At 64.7% G+C, this 15,817-nt stretch carries 13 protein-coding genes and 2 tRNA genes; 10 read left to right on the top strand and 5 right to left on the bottom strand.

Annotation, left to right across the window (positions count from 1 at the left end; genetic code table 11):
- The first annotated feature begins 50 nt into the window (after positions 1-50).
- Genes CBW66_RS17685 through CBW66_RS17675 form a run of 3 tightly spaced genes read left to right on the top strand, consistent with a single transcriptional unit; the run spans position 51 to position 1,714 of the window.
- Positions 51-380 carry a hypothetical protein gene (locus CBW66_RS17685; protein WP_230492074.1) on the top strand — a complete coding sequence of 110 codons (330 nt, stop codon included), beginning with the start codon at positions 51-53 and terminating at the stop codon, positions 378-380.
- A 21-nt stretch (positions 381-401) separates the two neighbouring features.
- Positions 402-929 carry an RNA polymerase sigma factor gene (locus CBW66_RS17680; RefSeq protein WP_086140587.1) on the top strand — a complete coding sequence of 176 codons (528 nt, stop codon included), beginning with the start codon at positions 402-404 and terminating at the stop codon, positions 927-929.
- Positions 926-1,714, top strand: a complete 789-nt coding sequence (locus CBW66_RS17675; protein ID WP_086153648.1) for an anti-sigma factor — start codon at positions 926-928, stop codon at positions 1,712-1,714. Before CBW66_RS17680 ends, CBW66_RS17675 begins: the two co-directional genes overlap by 4 nt.
- Here CBW66_RS17675 and CBW66_RS17670 read toward each other — a convergent pair.
- Positions 1,711-2,937 carry an MFS transporter gene (locus CBW66_RS17670; protein ID WP_086139981.1) on the bottom strand — a complete coding sequence of 409 codons (1,227 nt, stop codon included), beginning with the start codon at positions 2,935-2,937 and terminating at the stop codon, positions 1,711-1,713. The genes CBW66_RS17675 and CBW66_RS17670 overlap by 4 nt on opposite strands.
- 110 nt (positions 2,938-3,047) lie before the next feature.
- Between CBW66_RS17670 and CBW66_RS17665 the strand changes: the two genes are divergently transcribed.
- Complete coding sequence (locus CBW66_RS17665) at positions 3,048-3,848, top strand: helix-turn-helix transcriptional regulator (RefSeq protein ID WP_086139982.1); 801 nt, start codon at positions 3,048-3,050, stop codon at positions 3,846-3,848.
- 46 nt (positions 3,849-3,894) lie between these two features.
- Here the strand turns inward: CBW66_RS17665 and CBW66_RS17660 are convergent.
- Positions 3,895-3,971 (bottom strand) — tRNA-Met (locus tag CBW66_RS17660).
- Positions 3,972-4,100: 129 nt separating this feature from the next.
- Positions 4,101-4,177, bottom strand: a tRNA-Met gene (locus CBW66_RS17655).
- Positions 4,178-4,363: 186 nt separating this feature from the next.
- Here CBW66_RS17655 and CBW66_RS17650 point away from each other — a divergent pair.
- The 3 genes from CBW66_RS17650 to CBW66_RS17640 are packed head-to-tail and all read left to right on the top strand — an operon-like array spanning position 4,364 to position 6,466.
- Complete coding sequence (locus tag CBW66_RS17650) at positions 4,364-4,942, top strand: NUDIX hydrolase (protein WP_086139983.1); 579 nt, start codon at positions 4,364-4,366, stop codon at positions 4,940-4,942.
- 30 nt (positions 4,943-4,972) lie between these two features.
- Entirely contained in the window at positions 4,973-5,689 is a 717-nt protein-coding gene (gene aat / locus CBW66_RS17645; RefSeq protein WP_086139984.1) for a leucyl/phenylalanyl-tRNA--protein transferase, read from the top strand.
- Positions 5,690-5,743: 54 nt separating this feature from the next.
- On the top strand, positions 5,744-6,466 hold the full coding sequence (locus CBW66_RS17640) for an arginyltransferase (protein WP_086139985.1): 723 nt from the start codon (positions 5,744-5,746) through the stop codon (positions 6,464-6,466).
- Positions 6,467-6,514: 48 nt separating this feature from the next.
- Here the strand turns inward: CBW66_RS17640 and CBW66_RS17635 are convergent, their stop codons facing one another.
- The gene (locus CBW66_RS17635) at positions 6,515-9,808 is read right to left on the bottom strand and encodes a S41 family peptidase (RefSeq protein WP_230492057.1); all 3,294 of its coding nucleotides are present in this window, start codon (positions 9,806-9,808) and stop codon (positions 6,515-6,517) included.
- Positions 9,809-10,031: 223 nt separating this feature from the next.
- Here CBW66_RS17635 and CBW66_RS17630 point away from each other — a divergent pair, with 223 nt between their 5' ends.
- From CBW66_RS17630 to CBW66_RS17620, 3 genes are all read left to right on the top strand, one after another.
- Entirely contained in the window at positions 10,032-11,081 is a 1,050-nt protein-coding gene (locus tag CBW66_RS17630; protein WP_086139987.1) for a quinone-dependent dihydroorotate dehydrogenase, read from the top strand.
- Positions 11,081-12,127, top strand: coding sequence for an aldo/keto reductase (locus CBW66_RS17625; protein ID WP_086140025.1), 1,047 nt, complete (start codon positions 11,081-11,083; stop codon positions 12,125-12,127). Before CBW66_RS17630 ends, CBW66_RS17625 begins: the two co-directional genes overlap by 1 nt.
- A 274-nt stretch (positions 12,128-12,401) precedes the next feature.
- On the top strand, positions 12,402-14,822 hold the full coding sequence (locus CBW66_RS17620; RefSeq protein ID WP_086139988.1) for a TonB-dependent siderophore receptor: 2,421 nt from the start codon (positions 12,402-12,404) through the stop codon (positions 14,820-14,822).
- Between the two features lie 83 nt (positions 14,823-14,905).
- Here the strand turns inward: CBW66_RS17620 and CBW66_RS29465 are convergent, their stop codons facing one another.
- Positions 14,906-15,463: a PEP-CTERM sorting domain-containing protein gene (locus CBW66_RS29465; protein WP_230492056.1), complete on the bottom strand. Its 558-nt coding sequence runs from the start codon at positions 15,461-15,463 to the stop codon at positions 14,906-14,908.
- Between the last annotated feature and the right edge of the window lie 354 nt (positions 15,464-15,817).

Raw genomic sequence — 15,817 nt, 5'->3', positions numbered from 1 at the left:
AGACCATCATGCGCTTTACCACTTTCGCCGCCACCGCCCTGTTCACCGCCATGGCCGCACCGCTGGCCTTCGCCGCCGACGTCATGCCCGCCAACGGCATGCTGGTCAACGCCAGCGGTATGACCGTGTATGTGTTCGACAAGGATGTCGCCGACAGCGGCAAGAGCGCCTGCAGCGGCGGCTGCCTGGTGGCCTGGCCCGCCGTCATCGCCACCGAAGCGGCGCCCGCCGCCCCGTATGGCAGCATCAAGCGCGAAGACAACGGCGCCATGCAGCTGACCTACAAGGGCAAGCCCCTGTACCTGTACAAGGAAGACAAGAAGCCGGGCGACGTGGCCGGCGACAATTTCAAGAACGTGTGGCACGTCGTCAAGCCGTAAGCAGCCCTGCCCGCCGTCACGATGACCACGCAAGACGATAGCCGCCAGCTGCAAGCGTGCCTGCCCGGCCTGCGCCGCTATGCGCGCGCGCTGGCGGGCGCCGTGCACGCGGACGACCTGGTGCAGGACACCGTGGAGCGGGCCTGGCGCAAGCTCGATCAGTTGCAGCGCGGCGGCGAGATGCGGCCCTGGCTGTTTTCCATCATGCATAACCTGCACGTGGACCAGCTGCGCCGCCCCGGCCTGGCGCTGCAGGAACTCGACGACGACGAGCTCCTGCCCGCGCCGGAACACGCGCCGGGGCAAGCCATCGCCATCGGCGAAATGGATGCGGCGCTGGCCCGCTTGCCGCTGGGGCAGCGCGAAGTAATTTTGCTCGTCGCGCTCGAACAGATGCCGTACGAGCAGGTGGCGGCCACCCTCGGCATCCCCGTCGGCACCGTGATGTCGCGCCTGTCGCGCGGGCGCGACAAGCTGCGCACCCTGCTCGACGGCCGCCCTGCCGGCAGCCAGGGCAGCGGCCCACCCACCCTGAAAGTCGTGAAATGACAAGGCAAGCCATCAGCGAAGCGCAATTGCACGCCCTGGCCGACGGCGTCCTGCCCGAAGACCAGCGCGCGGCCGTCGACGCCCACCTGCGCGCGCATCCCGAAGACGCCGCCAGGGTGGACGCCTGGCAGGAACAGAACCGCCAGTTGCGCGACCTGTTCGATCCCGTGCTGGACGAAGCCTTACCCTCGGCGCTGCGGCAGGCGGCGGCGACGCCGGCGGCGAACGGCGCCTGGCGGCGCCCCGCCATGCAGGCGGCAGCTGCCATCGTGCTGGTGCTCGCTGGCGGCGCGGGCGGCTGGCTGCTGCGCGGCGATGGCGGCGACATGCCGACCGCCAGCGCCAGTCCGATGTCGCTGGCGCGCAGCGCCGCCATCGCCCATGCCGTCTACACGCCCGAAGTGCGCCACCCCGTCGAGGTGGGCGTGGAACAGGAGGCGCACCTGGTGCAATGGCTGTCGAAACGCCTGGGCAGCAAATTGCAGCCGCCCGCGCTGTCGCCGCTCGGCTATCATCTGATCGGCGGACGTTTGCTGCCCGGCGATGGCGACGGCCCCGTGGCGCAATTCATGTACGAAGATGGAGGCGGCAAGCGCCTGACCCTGTACGTGGCCCGGGAGCGGGCCGGCAGGCAGGAAACGGCCTTCCGCTACACGCAGGAAAAGGACTTGAGCGTGTTTTACTGGATCGACGGCCAGCTCGGCTATGCCCTCTCGGCGAGCCTGCCCAAACAGGAACTGGGCAAGATCGCCGACGCCGTGTACGCGCAGCTGGAAAGTCACTAAACAGACTCTTCCATTTTCCGGAATTCTGCAATCCATTTCACGCCGCACCATTGCAGCAGCAACGCGGCGGCGGCAACCGAGGCGGCGCCGGCCGCCAGCAGCCACATCGGCCAGTGGAGCAAGAGCAGTACCCCGCCTGCGGCGGCGCCGATGGCGCTGCCCAGGTACAGCGCCGATTCGTTGAGGGCGACGGCCAGATTGCCGTCGCCCTGCCGCGCGCGCACGGCCAGCAGCCGCTGGTTCTGCGGCACTTGCAGGGCCCAGCCAGCCGCGCCCCACAGCACGATAGGCGCCAGCATCAGCCAGGCCGACCAGCCGGCCGCCAGCGGCAGCGCGCACAAGGCCAGCACCAGCAACAGCAAGATGAAGCAGCTCAGTTTCGGCGCCGCCACCTTGTCGGCCCATCGCCCGACCAGCACGCTCCCCGCGATTCCCCCCATGCCCCACGCCCACAGGAAGGGCGTGGCGGACATCGCCGCCCCCTGTGCGGACCACGCCAGCAGCGGCGCGATAAACGTGTACATGCCCAGGCTGGCGATGGCCGCCAGCAGCGACACGAGCAGGATGGCCAGCACTTGCCCATCGGCCAGCAATGCCAGCTTGCGGCGCAGTGAAATGGCCGGTGCGGCCGGCAGTGGAGGCAGTTTCCACAGCAAGCCCGCCAGCGCCAGCGCACCGAGCATGGCGACCAGCCACAGGGCCGCCGTCCAGCCCAATTGCCGCGCCAGCAGCAAACTCAATGGCACGCCCAGCACCGTGCCGCCGGCCATGCCGCCCATGATCGCGCCGATGGCCTTTCCGCGCTGCGGCGGCGCCGACACGCCCGCCGCCGCCGCGATACCGAGCGCCAGGTAGACGCCGGCGCCGATGCCGGCCATGGCCCGCCATGCCAGCAGACTGCCGAACCCGGGCGCCAGCGCGCTGGCCCCGTTCGCCAGCACGAACACGCCCAGGGCGAGCAAGAGGCCGGAGCGCTGCGCGCGCGCCGGCAGCAAGGCCACGGCCAGCGGCGAACCGAGGCCATAGGCCAGGGTAAACGCCGTCACCAGTTGCGCGGCCATCGCCAGGGAAACGGAAAACGCGCCGGCGATCAGCGGCATCAGGCCCGCCGTCACATACGACGCCATGCCCAGCGCGAACGCGCCCATGGCAATCAGGTAGACGGCGACGGGCAGCGCGGCATCAGCAGATACAGGCGTGCGGGAAGATGAATAGTCAGACATGGGCCAGCCCTCAGGAAGAAAGCAGGCATTCTGGAATACAATATAAACAATTACAATTTAACTGTTTATGCTATTACTGATAGCAACAGCCTCACCGGAAAGACCGCACCATGCGCACTTTGGCCCGCACCCGCCACGAACTGGCCGCCTACCTGCAGGCACGGCGCGCGCGCCTGTCGCCCGAGGACGTCGGTTTGCCTGGCGGCGGGCGGCGCAGGACGCCGGGTTTGCGCCGCGAAGAAGTGGCGGCGCTGGCAGGCGTGGGGCTGACCTGGTACACCTGGCTCGAGCAAGGGCGCGACATCGGCGTCTCGAGCGCCTTTCTCGACAAGCTGGCCGAAGTGCTGAAACTGGATGCGGCAGAACGCCGCCACCTGTTCCTGCTGGCGCACGCGCGCCCGCCCGCCGAGGAAGGCAAGACGTTTTGCGTGGTGCCGCCGCCGGTGCGCCGCCTGATGCACGAGCTGGCGCATCCGGCCTATGTGCTCAACCTGCGTTGGGACGTGCTGGCGTTCAATGCAGGCGCGGACGCCCTGTTCGGCTTCGGCGCGCATGTGCCGGCGCGCCGCAATCTGCTGTGGCTGTTGTTTACCGACCCGCTGCTGCGCGCACGCTTCACGGCCTGGGAAGAGCAGGCGCCGCTGATGCTGTCGAGCTTTCGCCGCGACTATGCGCGCGCCACGCAGGAAGCGGACATCCACGCGCTGGTGGCGGAACTGGAAAAAGTCTCGCCCGAATTCAGGCTGTGGTGGCGCCGCCATGACGTGCATGCGCCGTGCGCCGGCGTGCGCCAGCTGGACGTCGGCGGCGAGCAAGTCGCGTATGAACACACCTCGCTGACCATCGATGCGGACCGCCACCTGAGGCTGGTGGTGTATGCGCGCCAGCTGGCAGACAACATCGCGCCGTAAACGAAAAAACCGCTGGCCCTCTTGCGAGGAACCAGCGGCTTCGAATTGGTTGCGGGGACAGGATTTGAACCTGTGACCTTCGGGTTATGAGCCCGACGAGCTGCCAGACTGCTCCACCCCGCAGGCGAATTATATACCAGTTTGCTGCACTGCGGGGAGCTAATCGCGGCAGGCGGCTGCAAGACCTGCGTGGGCGGTTTGAGAATGAAAAAAGCCGCTGATCTTTTTCAAGTATCAGCGGCTTTCCGGCATTGGTTGCGGGGACAGGATTTGAACCTGTGACCTTCGGGTTATGAGCCCGACGAGCTGCCAGACTGCTCCACCCCGCACAAGAATTATAAGGGCAAACGGGTGGCTTAGGCAATAGCTATCTCAAATTCAACTGTAATAGACCAATCTAATGAATTCACGGGCTGCATGAGCGGCAGCCAATCGTGCCTGCGCAGCTCGCCACGCGGCACGCAATCGGTGTACAGTAAGCGTTAAACCAGACATCTCTTATCCTAAGACTGCCCATGAAATTCTGCTCCGAATGCGCCCACCCTGTCAGCCTGTCCATTCCGGAAGGCGACAACCGTCCGCGCTATGTGTGCGCCAACTGCGACGCCATCCATTACCAGAACCCGAAGATGGTGGTCGGCTCGATTCCCGTGTGGGAAGAGGATGGCCAGCTGCAGGTCTTGCTATGCAAGCGCGCCATCGAGCCGCGCCTCGGCTACTGGACCCTGCCGGCCGGCTTCATGGAAAACGATGAAACGACGTCCGACGCGGCCGAGCGCGAAACGGTGGAGGAAGCGGGCGCGAATATCGAGCTGGGGCCCCTGTTTTCGCTGCTCAATGTGCAGCGCGTGCACCAGGTGCACCTGTTCTACCTGGCGCGTTTGCGCGACCTCGATTTCGCGCCCGGCATCGAAAGCCTGGACGTGCGGCTGTTTACGGAAGCGCAAATTCCGTGGGATGACCTGGCCTTCCCCACCATCCGCGCCACCCTGGAACTGTTCTTTGCCGACCGCGTGAAAATCCGCGAAGGCGGCAGCTACGGCGTGCATACGGGCGACATCACGCGCCCGATGGCGCGCGCGGATGCCGAGTAAGCCACTCTCACCTGCCACCTTTGACGCCGCATGATTCCCTGGCTCGACATCCACACCCCGTTCCCCGACGTCTCGCGCGCCCTGACCGACGAGGCACCCGGCCTGCTGGCGGCCGGCGCCGACCTGTCGCCCGCGCGCCTGCTCGACGCCTACCGGCGCGGCATCTTCCCCTGGTTTTCCGAAGGCCAGCCTATTTTGTGGTGGAGCACCGACCCGCGCATGGTGCTGATGACGGCGGACTTCAAGGTCTCCGACAGCCTGGCCAAGGCGATCCGCAAGGTCGAGCGCAGCGCCGCCACGGACGGGCGCTGGCAGCTGCGCTTCGACGGCGATTTCGAGGCCGTCATGCGCGCCTGCGCGGCGCCGCGCAAGGATGGTCCGGGCACGTGGATTTCCGACGAAATCATCGCCGGCTACACGGGCTTGCACAAGCTGGGCTACGCGCACTCGTCCGAGCTGTGGCTCGATGGCGAACTGGTGGGCGGCGCGTATGGCGTGTCGATCGGGCGCATGTTCTATGGCGAATCGATGTTCGCCCGCGTTTCGGATGGTTCGAAGATCGCGCTGGCGCACCTCGTGCGCTTTTTGCGGGCGCGCGGCGTGGCCATGATTGACTGTCAGCAAGAAACAAAACACCTGGCCTCGCTGGGCGCGGCGCCCATTTCGCGCGCGCGCTTCCTGGCCCATGTGAGGATCGCCATTGAAGCAGCGCAAATCACCGATTGGCATGCTGCGCCACCGGCGTAAAAAAGCTATGATAGCTCCAGGCACACCGCCGCTGACAGACCAGACAGGATCAGCATGACGCACCTGAACGAACTACCGTTTGCCACCCTGCAGTTCTACACGACGGCACCGTATCCGTGCAGCTATCTGGACGACCGCCAGGCCCGCTCGCAGGTGGCCACGCCTTCGCACCTGATCAACAGCGACGTGTATTCGGAACTGGTGCGCAACGGCTTTCGCCGCAGCGGCATTTTCACCTACCGCCCGTATTGCGACGGCTGCCAGGCCTGCATCCCCGTGCGCGTGGTGACCAACGCGTTCGCACCGAACCGCAACCAGCGCCGCGCCTGGAGCCGGCACGCCAGCCTGCAAGCGGGCGTGGCCACCCTCTCCTTCCTCGACGAGCACTACGAGCTGTACCTGCGATATCAGAGCACGCGCCACGCGGGCGGCGGCATGGATCAGGACAGCCGCGACCAGTACGCGCAATTCCTGCTGCAAAGCCGGGTCAACACGCGCCTGGTGGAATTCCGCGACCCCGACGGTACCCTGCGCATGGTCAGCATCATCGACGTGCTGGCCGATGGCCTGTCGTCCGTCTACACGTTTTTCGACCCCGACGTGCCGGGCGCCTCGTACGGCACCTACAACGTGCTGTGGCAGATCGCCCAGGCGCGCGAACTGGGCCTGCCCTACATCTACCTGGGCTACTGGATAGAACAGAGTCCGAAGATGGCGTATAAAATCAACTTCAAGCCACTGGAAGCACGGATCAAGGGGCAGTGGGTCATCCTCTAACATCAGGTAGGTCGGATTAGCGCGCAAGCGCGTAATCCGACCTACTTGCTACTTGCTCTTGTCCGGAAACGTCGGACGTGGCGGACGCACGGGCGGGTTCTTCGCCAGTTCAGCCTGGATCACCTCGATCGCCTTTTCCAGCTGCGGATCGCGGCCGGCGATGACGTCGGCCGGCGTTTGCTCGACTTCGATATCGGGCGGCACGCCTTCGTTTTCCACGCCCCAGCCGTTTTCGCGCGTCCAGAACGCCAGGTTCGGCGCCGTGATCGTGCCGCCATCCATCAGCACGGGAAAGCCGAGGATGCCCACCAGGCCGCCCCATGTCGCCTTGCCGATCAGCGGGCCCATGTTGTTCTTGCGGAACATCCACGGCAGCAGGTCGCCGCCCGAACCGGCCGTCTCGTCGATCAGCATGGCGCGCGGGCCCTGGATCGAAGCGGACGGCGTCTTCATGTCGGCGCCGTAGCGCATGGTCCACCAGGCGATTTCCTTCTTCTGCAGGATCTCGATGTAGTAATCGGCCACGCTGCCGCCACCGTTGAAACGCTCGTCGACGATGATGGCCTGCTTGTCCGCCTGCGGGAAGAAATAGCGCTTGAAGTAGGTGTGGCCCAGGCCCGCCGTATTGGGCACGTAGACGTACGCCACCTTGCCGCCCGTGGCCGCGTTCACCTTGCGCATATTGCCTTCGATCCAGTCGCGGTTGCGCAAGGCATCCTCGGTCGGCACGGGCACCACGGTGATCGTGCGCGCGCCCTTGCCGTCGGCCGAGGGCCCCACGGTCAGGTCGATGGCCTTGCCGGCCGTGTTCTCGAAAGCGCTGTAGAGATTCGTCGGCGGCGCCAGCGGGCGGCTGTCGACGGCCAGCAGGTATTCGCCCGCCTGCACGTTCAGGCCCGGCTCCGTCAGCGGCGCGCGCAGGGCCGGATTCCAGTTCAAGCCGCCATACACTTTCTTGAAGCGGTAATGGCCGTCGCGCACTTCATAGTCGGCACCCAGCAGTCCCCCCGGCACCTTCTTCGCCTCGATGAAATCGTCGCCGCCGCCGCCGCGATGGTGGCCCACGGCCAGCTCGCTGCACATCCACTGGATCAAACGATTCAGGTCCGCGCGGCTCGACAGCTCGGGCAGGAAGACGGCGTACTTGTCGCGCATGGCCTTCCAGTCCACGCCATGCATGCCCGGGTCATAGAAGTAGTCGCGGTTGATGCGCCATACTTCATTGAAAATCTGCGTCCACTCGGCGCGCGGGTCGGCTTTCACTTCGATGGCGTCGACCTTGATCTTGCCTTCGCCGGGCGCCAGCAGCTTGCCCGTGGCGCTCCCCATGGCCCAGTTGTCCTTATGGCGGTACAGCAGCTTCTTGCCGTCGGCCGAGACCTCGAAATCGTCAGCTTCGGCCACCACGGTTTCCGCCTTGCGCTCCTTCAGATCGAAGCGCTGCACGGCCTTCTTGCCGTCGCTTTCGCGCAGCAAAAAGATCTGCCCCGCGGCGCCAGCGGCCAGGCTGGAAAACTGCGCGGCCGGGAGCGGCAAGTCGACGATGCGCGTGGCGATGCCGTCGAAGTCGATGCGGATCGGCGCCACGGGGGCCACCGTGACTTTCGGATCGTCGCGGCCCGTCTTCGGATCGATCTTCGGCTCGCTCTTCGGCTCCGCTTCCGCTTTCGCCGTGTCCTTTTTGGCGTCCGCGCCAGCGGCCTTTTCCTCGTCGCTTTCCTTGATCAAGGGCGACGGCAAGTCGCGCCGCAGCACGGCCATCCACACGGTGCGCGTCACCAGGTTGTCTTCGTTCTGCTGCGAGAACCAGTTGTTGCTGGGGCCCGCATTCGTCGAGGCGAAGAAGTACAGGTATTTGCCGCTCTTGTCGAACACGGGCTGGGCCACGTCGGACAGGCCATCGGTCACGGGCATCGACTTGTTCTGCTCAATCGAATAGATATACGCGCTGCGCGTGTAGGTGGGCGAATTGAGCGTGTAGGCCAGCCAGCGCGAATCGGGCGCCCACGCGGCGCGCATGCTCTTGTCGACACCATACATCGGCTCTGTGGCTATTTTTTGCAGCTTGCCAGTGCCGATGTCGATCACGTACAGGCTCCAGCCATTGTCGGCAAACGCGATTTTTCTGCTGTCGGGCGACCAGACGGCATTGTCATAGAAGCCGCTGCCATTGAGCTTGAACTTGCGCACGGCGCCCTTGCCGTCCTGCGCGCGCACATGCAGTTCATACTCGCCCGACTCGTCCGAGAAATACGCGACCGAGCGGCCATCGGGCGACCAGATCGGCGTGCGCTCGTGGGCGCCGGCCGACTGCGTCAGGTTGCGCACGTCGCCCTTGTCGGCGGGGATGGTGACGATCTCGCCCCGGTATTCGAACGCCACGCGCGCGCCCGACGGCGAAATCGACGCGTCGCGGATGTATTTCGCGTTCTTGACCCAGCGGGGGCGCGTTTGCCCCAGGTCGCTGGCCACGGCTATGGTCAGCTTGCGCGCCTGGCCGCTGGCGATGTCGAAAGAGTGCAGATAGCCGGCCTGCTCGTAGACGATGGTGCCGTTCGCGGCCGATGCATTGAGCACGGGGAAATCCGCGTGCCGCGTCAGCTGGCGCACGGCTTTCGTCTTCACGTCATAGGCAAAGAGGTTGAATTCGCCGTTGCGGTCCGAGCGGAAGTACACGGTGTCGCCTATCCACATCGGGTCAACGTCGTTCGAGCGCGTCGTGGGCTGGGGGATTTTTTCGATCGACTTGTCGCTGGACGAGAACAGCCACAGCCAGGAATTGGTGCCGCCCCGGTAGCGCTTCCACTGCTTGAAGGCGGGCGCCAGCGGGTTGTACGCGATACGCTGGCCATCGGGCGAATACGTGGCGCGCGACGCGTTCGGGATCTCCAGCTGGGTTTCCACGCCGCCCGCCACCGGCACCGTAAACAGCTTCTGGAAGCGGTTGTTGAAGGCGGCGCGGGGCGAGGTGAACATCACGGACTGTCCATCGGGCGTGAACGCCTGCGCCAGGTCGACACCCGGGTGGAAGGTCAGGCGGCGCGGCACGCCGCCCGCGGCCGCGATCACATACACGTCGACATTGCCGTCGATGTTGGCGCTATACGCGATCTGGCTGCCATCGGGCGAGAACACGGGATTGGACTTGCCGCCCAGGTCGGAGGTCAGGCGCCGCGCGCCGCCGCCATCGAGGTTGGACAGCCATACATCGCCCGCATAGATGAAGGCGATATGGCGGCTGGAGACGGCCGGTTCGCTCAGCATGCGGGTGTCTTGGGTATTGGGCAGGGCCAGGGCCGGGTGGCTCAGCAGCAGTGCGCTGGCGGCCGCGATGGCGGTCAAGATGCGTGTCTTTTTCAATCGATGTCTCGCTTATAGAAGTCAACAGAACAGAGAAAAAACAGGAAGATCCGCGGTCGAATGCGAATTGACAAGGAATCAATGTTGCATTAGACCAAAGAGAACTATACACCCGGCAGCCGCGCGGAACACGGTAAAATACGGCACTTAATTTCGCGCGCCGCCAGCCCTTCCCGGCAGCCCGCACACCTACTCAAAGCGCCCCATGTCCGAAAAATTCCTGTACTCCCTCGCCCGCCCGCTGCTGTTTTCGATGGATGCCGAAGCGGCCCACCATCTCACCCTGCCCGCCCTGAAACGCGCCAGCGCGCTGGGCCTGACGAAGCTGGCCGGCAAGCCGGCTGCCGACCCGCGCACGGTGATGGGCATCACCTTCCCCAATCCCGTGGGTCTGGCCGCTGGCCTGGACAAGGATGGCGCCTACATCGACGCGCTGGCCGACCTGGGTTTCGGCTCCATCGAAGTGGGCACCGTCACGCCGCGCGCGCAGGCGGGCAATCCGAAACCGCGCATGTTCCGCCTGCCGCAGGCGCAGGGCATCATCAACCGCATGGGTTTCAATAATGGCGGCGTCGATGCGTTTGTCGCCAACGTGCAGGCGTCGAAGTTCTACCAGAACCGCGCCGGCGTGCTGGGCCTGAACATCGGCAAGAACGCCGACACGCCCATCGAACGTGCCGCCGACGACTACCTGCTGTGCCTGGAAAAAGTCTACCCGTATGCCAGTTACGTGACAGTGAACATCTCGTCGCCGAACACGAAAAACCTGCGCCAGCTGCAGGGCGCGTCGGAACTCGACGCCCTGCTGTCGCAACTGAAGGACGCGCAGGCGCGCCTGGCCGACAAGCACAAGCGCTACGTGCCGCTGGCCCTGAAAATCGCGCCGGACATGGATGGCGAGCAGGTGAAAAGCATCGCCGAGTCGCTCACGCGCCACCGCATCGACGGCGTCATCGCCACCAACACGACGCTGTCGCGCAGCGCCGTCGAAGGCATGCCGCACGGTGCCGAAGCGGGCGGCCTGTCGGGCGCGCCCGTGTTCGAACTGTCGAACAACGTGATCCGGCTGCTGAAAGCGGAACTGGGCGACGCGCTGCCCATCATCGGCGTGGGCGGCATCATGCAGGGTAGCGACGCCGTGGCCAAGTTCGAGGCCGGCGCGCAGCTGGTGCAGCTGTACAGCGGCCTGATTTACGCTGGTCCCGCCCTGATCAAGGATTGCGCGCGCGCGCTGCGCGGCAAACAGGCGCAATGATCGCCAAGGTCAGGCTGGGCGCCAGCGCCCTGGAAGTGAGCACGATCTGCCTGGGCACGATGACCTTCGGCGAGCAGAACAGCGAAGCCGAAGCGCACAGCCAGCTCGATTACGCGCTGGAACGTGGCATCAACTTCATCGACACGGCGGAAATGTATCCGGTGATGGCCAGCGCGCAGACGCAGGGCAGCACCGAGCGTTACATCGGCAGCTGGCTGAAGAAAAGCGGCAAGCGCGGCGATATCGTCCTGGCCAGCAAGGTGGCCGGGCCGAACTCGCGCATGCACTGGATACGCAAGGGCAAGACGGACCACGACGCGGTCAACATCCGCGCCGCCGTCGAAGACAGCCTGCGCCGGCTGCAGACGGAGCACATCGACCTGTACCAGCTGCACTGGCCCAGCCGCAACCTGCCCATCTTCGGCGCCAGCGTGTACAACCCGCGCAAGGAGCACGCGTCGGTCGCCATCGAAGACACGCTGGCCGTGCTGGGCAAGCTGATTGAAGAGGGCAAGATCGGCCACATCGGCGTATCGAACGAATCGTCGTGGGGCGTGTGCGAATACATCAAGCAGGCCGAGCTGAAAGGCTTGCCGCGCATCGCGTCGATCCAGAACCTGTACAACCTGACGGCGCGCCATTTCGAGACGAGCCTGCTCGACGAAACCTGCCACCGCGAGAACGTCAGCATGCTGGCTTACAGCCCGCTGGCGTTCGGCCAGCTGACGGCGAAATACCTCGACGATCCGCAGGCCGAGGGCCGCCTGACGCGCTTTCCGGCCGGCTGGAGTCCCCGCTACGTGCGCCCCGCCACCATCGAGGCGGCGCGCCAGTATGCGGCGCTGGCCCGCGCGCACGGCCTGACGCCGGCGCAGCTGGCGCTCGCGTGGTGCTATTCGCGCTGGTTCGTCGCGTCAACCATCGTCGGCGCCACCAGCGTGGCGCAGTTGCAGCAAAATATCGACGCCCATCACCTCACCCTGTCGCCGGAGCTGGTGGCGGCCGTCGACGCCATCCACGCAAGCCTGCCCAATCCGGGACAGTAGGCCCCGCCGCCAGGCTCCCCACGCTCATCGCAGATAGTCGTATTTATACAACAGCCGGCAATTTACTGCTGTGCAGCATTGCGGCCTGGCCATGCCCGGTCGTATGCTGGAAACGAGGCCATATGCGCTACGCGCGCCATGTTGACGTCTTTCAGATATTTATTGCATATCGATAGACAGAACGATTCGTAAGCACGCCGCGTGCCCACTGTTAATCTGATTGCATCACCGGACCGCCATGGTCCGCGCAACCACAACCGAAGAGATATCGTCGATGAGTTCAAGCACCGCCCGCTCCCAACTTCCCGCCCTGCCCGTCAAAACCGTGATCGCCGCCAGCCTGCTCGCCTGCTTCAGCCTGCCAATGCAGGCGCAAGCGCAGCAAGAGCTGCCGGCCGAAGGCGAATTGCAATCGGTGGTAGTCACCGGTACCTTCGCCAAGAACCGCCGCACCATCGATTCCGAATCGCCGATCGACATCCTCACCTCGCGCGACCTGCAAAGCACGGGCTCGGCCGAACTGGCGACCGTGCTGGCGCGCCTGCTGCCATCGCTGAACTTCGCCCGCGCCACGGGCGCCGACGCCAGCGACGCCGTGCGCCCGGCCCAGTTGCGCGGCCTGTCGCCCGACCAGACCCTGGTGCTGGTGAACGGCAAGCGCCGCTACACCTCGGCCGTGGTCAACGTCAACGGTTCGCTGGGCCGCGGCTCGGCGCCCGTCGACCTGAACGCCATCCCGCTGGCCGCCATCGACCACGTGGAAGTGCTGCGCGATGGCGCGGCGGCCCAGTACGGCTCCGACGCGATCGCCGGCGTGATCAACATCATCCTGAAAAAAGGCGCGGCCGGCGGCGACGTCGAAGTGGGCTATGGCCAGACACAGGAACGCGACGGCAAGCAAAAATCCATCAAGGGTTCGGCCGGCTTCGCCCTGGGCGACGACGGCTGGGTGCGCGTCTCGGCGGAAGTGGCCGAACGCGATCCGACCAACCGCGCCGGCGCCGATTTCCGCAATCCGCTGGAACCGCGCTACGGCAAGGTCAACCAGCGCTATGGCGACCCGGAAAGCAAGCCGGCGACGCTTTTCCTCAACAGCGAATACCGCATCAGCGACAACCTCGACTGGTATGCCTTCGGCAACTACGGCAAGCGCGACACGTCGGCCGCCGCCACCTGGCGCACGGCCTTGATCCAGGACTCCGTGACCAAGGCATATTCGCAGCGCACGCCGATCTTCCCGGAAGGCTTCCTGCCGCTGCAAAACAGCACCTTGACCGACCAGTCCCTGGTGACGGGCTTGCGCGGCGAGGCGGCCGGCTGGCGCTGGGATGCCAGCCTCAATTACGGCAGCAACAAGTTCGAACTGGACCTCGACAACACGGTCAACCAGTCGCTGGGCGCGAACAGCCCCACGCACTTTTATGCCGGCTCGCTGAAGAATGAACAGACGGTGTTCAACCTCGATGCGGCGCGCGAATTTCCCGTGTCTTACTTCACGGGTCCGCTGACCGTGGCCGTCGGCGCCGAAGCGCGCCATGAAAAATACAGCATCGGCGCCGGCGACGCAGCGTCGTACACGGGCGGCGGCTCGCAAGGCTTTGCCGGCTTCCGTCCCGCCAACGCGGGCAGCCACTCGCGCCACAACGAGTCGGTCTATGTGAACCTGGAAGCGGAAGCGACGAAAAAACTGTCGGGCGGCGTAGCCCTGCGCCATGAGCGCTACAGCGACTTCGGCAGCACCACCTCGGCCAAGGGTTCGGCCCGCTACTCGTTCACGGATGCACTGTCCCTGCGCGGCACCGTGTCGAGCGGCTTCCGCGCGCCGTCGCTGGCGCAGCAGTACTACACCATCACCACCACCAACTTCCAGGTCATCAACGGCAACAATACGGCCATCGAGACGGGCACCTTTGCCGTCAATACGCCGCAGGCGCGCGCCCTCGGTGCGCAAGACCTGAAGCCGGAAAAGGCCCGCAACTACAGCCTGGGCCTGCAATTCCAGCCCAGCCGCAACTTCACGACGTCGGTCGACGCCTACCGCATCGACATCGACAACCGCATCCTGTTCTCGGCCAACCTGGCACTGAACGACAAACTCAAGGGCCAGCTGGCGGCGCAAGGCACGCCCGTGGGCGCGGCGCGCTACTTCACCAACGCCGTCGACACGCGCACGGAAGGCGTGGACATCGTCAGCACCTACCGCATCGACCTGCAGGACAAGGACCGCCTGGACCTCACCGTGGCCTACAACCACAACAAGAGCACGGTACGGAAAATCGCCGATAATCCCGCCATCCTGACGGCCAACAACCTGAAACTGATCGACCGCCAGAGCATCGACCGCATCACGGTGGCGTCGCCGAAGGACAAGTTCAGCCTGGCCGCCGACTACAGCGTCGGCATCTGGAATGCGCACGGCGTCGTGACGCGCTATGGCAGCTTCACCGTGCCGCAAAACGACGTCAAGCTGGACCAGACGTATGACCCGCAATGGGTGCTGGACGTATCCGGTTCCGTGAAACTGGGCAAGAACTGGCGCCTGGTGGCCGGCATCGACAACGTCACCAACCGCTATCCGGCGCAAGTGACGAGCGCGGGCAACCTGAACGTCAACGGTACCCAGCCGTACAGCATCTTCGCGCCGAACGGTTTCAACGGCCGCTATTACTACGCCAAGGCTGGCTATAGCTGGTAAATACCGCTCCGCCATGCAAAAAGCCCGCACATCTTCCGATGCGCGGGCTTTTTTCATGTCTTGCGCCCGCGGGCGCTGCAGGCTCAGGCGCGGCGGCGGCGCGCGGCAAAACCGACCAGGCCCAGGCCCAGCAGCAGCATGCCGTAGGTCGCTGGCTCAGGCACGGCCGAGACGGAACTGTAGGCGCGGAAATTGCTCAGGCCGCGCGGCAGGTTGCTAATGGTGATAAGCGTATTGGCGGCCAGCGGCGCGTCCCAGTGGAACAGCAGTTCGCCACGGCCGTAGTGCACGGCCAGGTAGTCGAAGCTGGACTTGACGGTGAACGAACCGGACTTACCGCTTTCCAGGTCGCCCTGGGCGGCAAAGACCAGCGAGCCCGTGCCGCTGGAAGGCAGACCAAACTTGCTGCTGACCAAGCTCTGGATGGCGGCCGCGCTTTGCGGGCCAGACGGGTTGGCGCCGTCATAGACCCAGACCGAATCCGCTGCCACGCTGCCGTAGGTGACGGTCTTGCCGCCCACCAGGAAGCCGCTCATGGCGGGATCGGTGATTTCCACCCAGTTCGCCGCCTGGGCCAATGGCGCCAGGCAAGCCGAGACAGCAAGGCAGAGACCCAGCACAGCATGTTTAGTCGTGTTCATAATTTCCCCTATTGATAAATTTCAAAAAAAACAATATTGATTATATTTTTGTTATATTTTTTTGCGATTGAGCAAAAGATATCATTCAGGAAATCAAAATGCAATAAAAGAAACAAATTTTACCATTGGCATTTTTAATCGATCTCATCAGTTTCTTGCCGGGTCCGGCTATCAAGGGGCGTGCCGCCCTCCTTGCCATGCGCGGGCGCTGCTCCGGGAAAACGGCTTGTTGTATATCCGCACATGCCAAGCGGCGGCTTAGCCCTGCGGCAATGGCAAGCCTGCAGGTATGCGTGGTCATCCTGACACGCAATCGGCTACCATGGGTTTTACTTTTTTTGATAATGGATGACC

It is taken from the genome of Janthinobacterium sp. GW456P, assembly GCF_002127655.1.
Lineage (GTDB): Bacteria > Pseudomonadota > Gammaproteobacteria > Burkholderiales > Burkholderiaceae_D > Janthinobacterium.
The sequence above is the reverse complement of the archived record's forward strand: the minus strand, read 5'-3'. Positions and strand labels throughout refer to the sequence as shown.

Excerpts from the sequence above, each read along its gene's own strand:
- CBW66_RS17685 (WP_230492074.1), top strand. The coding sequence starts at position 51 with ATGGCCGCACCGCTGGCCTTCGCCGCCGACGTCATGCCCGCCAACGGC.
- CBW66_RS17680 (WP_086140587.1), top strand. The coding sequence starts at position 402 with ATGACCACGCAAGACGATAGCCGCCAGCTGCAAGCGTGCCTGCCCGGC.
- CBW66_RS17675 (WP_086153648.1), top strand. The coding sequence starts at position 926 with ATGACAAGGCAAGCCATCAGCGAAGCGCAATTGCACGCCCTGGCCGAC.
- CBW66_RS17670 (WP_086139981.1), bottom strand. The coding sequence starts at position 2,937 with ATGTCTGACTATTCATCTTCCCGCACGCCTGTATCTGCTGATGCCGCG.
- CBW66_RS17665 (WP_086139982.1), top strand. The coding sequence starts at position 3,048 with ATGCGCACTTTGGCCCGCACCCGCCACGAACTGGCCGCCTACCTGCAG.
- CBW66_RS17650 (WP_086139983.1), top strand. The coding sequence starts at position 4,364 with ATGAAATTCTGCTCCGAATGCGCCCACCCTGTCAGCCTGTCCATTCCG.
- aat (WP_086139984.1), top strand. The coding sequence starts at position 4,973 with ATGATTCCCTGGCTCGACATCCACACCCCGTTCCCCGACGTCTCGCGC.
- CBW66_RS17640 (WP_086139985.1), top strand. The coding sequence starts at position 5,744 with ATGACGCACCTGAACGAACTACCGTTTGCCACCCTGCAGTTCTACACG.
- CBW66_RS17630 (WP_086139987.1), top strand. The coding sequence starts at position 10,032 with ATGTCCGAAAAATTCCTGTACTCCCTCGCCCGCCCGCTGCTGTTTTCG.
- CBW66_RS17620 (WP_086139988.1), top strand. The coding sequence starts at position 12,402 with ATGAGTTCAAGCACCGCCCGCTCCCAACTTCCCGCCCTGCCCGTCAAA.
- CBW66_RS29465 (WP_230492056.1), bottom strand. The coding sequence starts at position 15,463 with ATGAACACGACTAAACATGCTGTGCTGGGTCTCTGCCTTGCTGTCTCG.